This is a genomic window from Deltaproteobacteria bacterium (assembly GCA_011773515.1).
In the GTDB taxonomy this organism is placed as follows: Bacteria; Desulfobacterota; Deferrimicrobia; order J040; family J040; genus WVXK01.
This window is the reverse complement of the sequence record WVXK01000049.1, coordinates 1-666: the sequence shown is the minus strand read 5'-3', so window position 1 is coordinate 666 and position 666 is coordinate 1. Positions and strand designations below refer to the sequence as shown.

Sequence of the window (666 nt, the reverse complement as noted above, 5' to 3'; positions counted from 1 at the left end):
GGTGGCGGGGGGGTATCGATCTGGACGAATGAAAACCTGCTTGCGGAGCAAATTGTCGATATCCCTGGAAAGTATCGAGTCATGGGAGCTTTGGGCCGGGCCCTGGGCCCGGTAATCAAGCTACCTGCATTTCCGAGACGGGGCGAGATCGTTAAGAGCTGGTTTCTCTTCGATCTTAGCGCGAAAGATGCAGCGGATCTTAGAAATATCCTGCGGGCAGCCAATAACCTGGCATACGAGGAGGAAAAAAAGTTCATCTACGTTCTGCTCCAGACAGGGGAGAATACGCTGCGTTCGATCAGGTCTTCAGGGCTCAGGGTGTATACCATACCGTACTATTTCCTCGCGAAAGGACGAGTCGTACCAGCCGAAGGGGAAAGAATATATATCGACATAAGGGATCTTTGATCCTATCAGGGGTGTTATCTGTTTTTAAGAAGATTTGACGCGTCAAAAGACCATTAATCCGTAGGAGATTGAAAAGAAATGATTTAATCTGCTGGTATCCGCACTATTTTCGGCCAGCGGGGCATTTTACATGGAACTAAACAACAGGGTAGTCGTCTTGACGGGAGCGTCCAGGGGGATCGGACGGGCGCTCGCTCACGAGTTTGCAAGAGCCGGATGCACATTGCTGCTCACCGCCCTTGAAGAAGATGAGCTCTC

2 protein-coding genes are annotated in these 666 nt (G+C 50.8%); both read left to right on the top strand.

Translation table 11 applies throughout. The features are described from left to right. Positions 1 to 81 precede the first annotated feature (81 nt). Positions 82 to 408 carry a hypothetical protein gene (locus GTN70_05015; GenBank protein NIO16343.1) on the top strand — a complete coding sequence of 109 codons (327 nt, stop codon included), beginning with the start codon at positions 82 to 84 and terminating at the stop codon, positions 406 to 408. Between the two features lie 130 nt (positions 409 to 538). Continuing rightward, positions 539 to 666: SDR family NAD(P)-dependent oxidoreductase (locus GTN70_05010; GenBank protein NIO16342.1), on the top strand; the 128-nt coding region annotated here is incomplete at its 3' end.

What these genes read in the sequence shown, in the direction of transcription:
- GTN70_05015 (NIO16343.1), top strand. Translation starts at nt 82, where the DNA reads ATGGGAGCTTTGGGCCGGGCCCTGGGCCCGGTAATCAAGCTACCTGCA.